At 49.9% G+C, this 2,937-nt stretch carries 2 protein-coding genes and 1 pseudogene; all 3 read right to left on the bottom strand.

Translation table 11 applies throughout. The annotated features are described in order from the left end of the window. Nucleotides 1-952, bottom strand: a 952-nt coding sequence (locus tag IE082_RS10965; protein ID WP_189493950.1) for a hemagglutinin repeat-containing protein, incomplete at its 3' end; no start/stop codon positions are given. A gap of 5 nt (nt 953-957) precedes the next feature. Further along, on the bottom strand, nt 958-1,287 hold the full coding sequence (locus tag IE082_RS10960) for a hypothetical protein (RefSeq protein ID WP_189493949.1): 330 nt from the start codon (nt 1,285-1,287) through the stop codon (nt 958-960). A 14-nt stretch (nt 1,288-1,301) separates the two neighbouring features. After that, nucleotides 1,302-2,937 (bottom strand): annotated as a pseudogene (locus IE082_RS10955) (hypothetical protein); the annotation flags it as partial.

Genomic DNA, 2,937 nt, shown 5'->3' with positions numbered 1-2,937 from the left:
GGATGTCCGAGCCTTGGTTGTTCTCGAGTGTGTCATCGGCTTTGCCTTTGCCCGTGGCGGTGAGGTTGACCTTGCCACCTGCCGTCACTGTACTGCCCGAGCTGGTGGACTGCTCGCTGTGGCTCTTGGATTCTGACTTTTGTGTGCCGAGGCTGATGGAGAGTGAGCCGACGGCACCAAGGATGTCGGTCGGGCTGGCACCGCTGGCAAGACCTGAGAGGCTATTGGCCACATTCTTTAAGTCACGATAGGCAACATAGCCAACCAATGCGCTCGAAGCGGCCACTGCACCGATTTGGGTGCCGCCTTCTGCTTTGCCCGCTTGGTCACTCAGTGTGCTGCCCATCTTCGCCGCATCGATGATGGGGCTGGAGACAGAAACCGACAGACCCGCTGATTTGAACTTGGTGTAGGTGTCTTGCGTCGCGGTGTCGTGCACATCGGTGATGACGATGTTCTGTGCTTTGATGTTCACATCACCCAAGGCACTGTTGACATCCGAACCCGCAATATTGACCTTGCCCTTTCCTGCACTGATGTCCACATCGCCCGTGAGACTGGCCACCGTGCTGCCTGTGTGACCCGTGCTCGCGCCTTTCATGCCCTTCTCATCGCTCATATTGCCATACGAGAAGCCACCCAATGCACCAAACCCTGATTTGGTGGTTTTACTGAAATGCGTTTCGTTGAACTTGTCCTGTGCCGCAACGATGTTCACATCGCCCTTCTCGCTGTCGATGATGACGCCATTCGTGCCGAACACAGTCGAGCCGCTGATGTTGGTGTCGTTGGTTGAGAGGATGTTGACCTTGTCACCCACGATTTGACTGCCGACGGTGGTGTCGGCGTGAAATCTACCACGCGCCAATAATGACGAAAACCCAAGCGGGATAAAACTCGCTTGGGTGGTGGTCCTTAAGTAACGCAGTAAGTTCAATAAGCTAATGCTCATTATAACTACTTCACGAGTACGCTAAATAAGCTTGGCTCATCACTAAGTAACAAAGCCACAGCAAACATTCCTGGCAAAAGAATCCAATACAGAAAAAAATCCACCCTATAAGAATGTCTTCTCAATTTGTATGGGGAGTTTGGATTAACAGATATTCCTGAAAACGTTGTGACGTGCGGCAAGTTATATGCATGAGTCCTCATTAAATAAATAGCTCCAAAAAAGCACAGCCAAACTCCAGCTAAAGCACCTTTAATCCAAGCTCCAAAAAAACTGAGCAGAACAAAAATGATAAACATCACAAAAACCGTCATTTTATAAATATTTCGATTCATTTTTACCTCGTGAGTTATTTGAGAATAGTGTCTTTTGCAGCACCGCCTGCTTTATTGACAATGTATTTAACGGCTTCAACCGTTGCATCAGCTACTTTTTCTCGACCGATTACGCTCATAAACTTGAAGTTTTGGGAGTTTTTTAACTTCCTACCAACTGCTTCTGTAATAATCATAACAGTAGCACTTCCGATAGCTCCACTAAAGTCATCACTGTCTAAAACAACATCTGCCACTTCACGTGCAATTTCGCCGACATCTACAGCCATAGATAGTGTACGAGCTTGAGGTATGACAATTGCGGCGAGATTCAAAATCTCTTTGCCCGTTTCATAAGCCTTTGTCAACTCAGGGCGATATTGTAAGTACAGTTTGGCTTGTTCATTATAAACACGAGCCGAATTAATCTTGTAGCTATCCGAACCCAAGTTTTCAACCAACATACGAGCATAAAGCTCAGTAGCATCTAATGTACAAAGGCTTTGAGCACCTGAGCTTGCGCTTAAACCATTGCATGCAGAAACTAATGTTTCGCGATTAGACCTATAGTTCGCAAGCCAAGAATCTATAGAACCTGGGCTAATATCCATCTGAGAACCACTAATACCGCTCCACTTTTCGATTACCTTCTCGCACTCTGGATCTAGAACCCCTTGCCTTCCAGTGCATACTTGCTCAAACTCTTTTCTAAACTCCTTTTTTTGCACTGAGTTGAGTTTGTTGTTATCCAACTCAATTTTTGATGCCAAAGCCGCCGCCGCATCGCCACCTGCTGCTGCGGTCACACCACCCACGAGGCTGGCGATGAGGTTGCTGTAGCTTTGTTTTTGCTCAGCCGTCATGTTTTTGGTGTCGGCTGCGATGAGGTTGTTCAGAGCGACAGTTGCTGCGGAGCCTGCTGCTGCGGATGCACAGTCACCGCCTGTGGCGGCTGCGCCTGCACAGCCTGCGATGCTGTGCAGGAGGCCGCGGATGGTTTCTGATGTGGCGTCTGGTTTGCCGTCTTTCATAAATCCATCGGCGATGTCTTTGATTTGCGTTGCACCGTATTGACGGATGACGTTGATGGCGGTGTTTTGTAGCAAACTTGCGCCGCTGCCTGTGACGTTGCCGCTGGCGGCGCCGACAAGGCCAGTCAGAATCATGCTGCCCGTGCCGCCGTTGCCCCAGAGGTCTTGGCGGGTGCCGTAGTTGATGGTTTGACCATTGACAGTGGTGTCACCCAGTTTGATATTGAGCACGCCTGCTTCAATCAACTCATACGCTTGTTTATTGGTCAAAGGTTTACCATCGGCACCAATGAGCGCTTTGCCTTTATCGTCCACAGCAGGTTTGTCTGCGACAGCGTCGATGTCTTTGGCCATGTAGGACATGAATTGCTGTGTATTCTCCGAGAGCGTGCGCACGATCTCGAAGCCTGTGGTGATTTTGTCCTTGTCGCGCTCGTAGAGGTTCTCAAGCCCTGTGGCGTTTTGCATGTCGAGGGTGACGTCACGATTCAGATTGGCGACGGTTTGCTCAGTCGTTTGACCTGTGGCGGCCTGCTGTCCTGCTTCATCACGAATGGTGACAGTGCCCGCAGCGATACCTGAGCGCGTGGTGCTGTTCTCGTCGTCCTTGGCCTGCATGACGGAAGGCAAGCCTGCATTA

The sequence above is a fragment of the Formosimonas limnophila genome, assembly GCF_014652675.1.
Lineage (GTDB): Bacteria > Pseudomonadota > Gammaproteobacteria > Burkholderiales > Burkholderiaceae > Hydromonas > Hydromonas limnophila.
The sequence above is the reverse complement of the archived record's forward strand: the minus strand, read 5'-3'. Positions and strand labels throughout refer to the sequence as shown.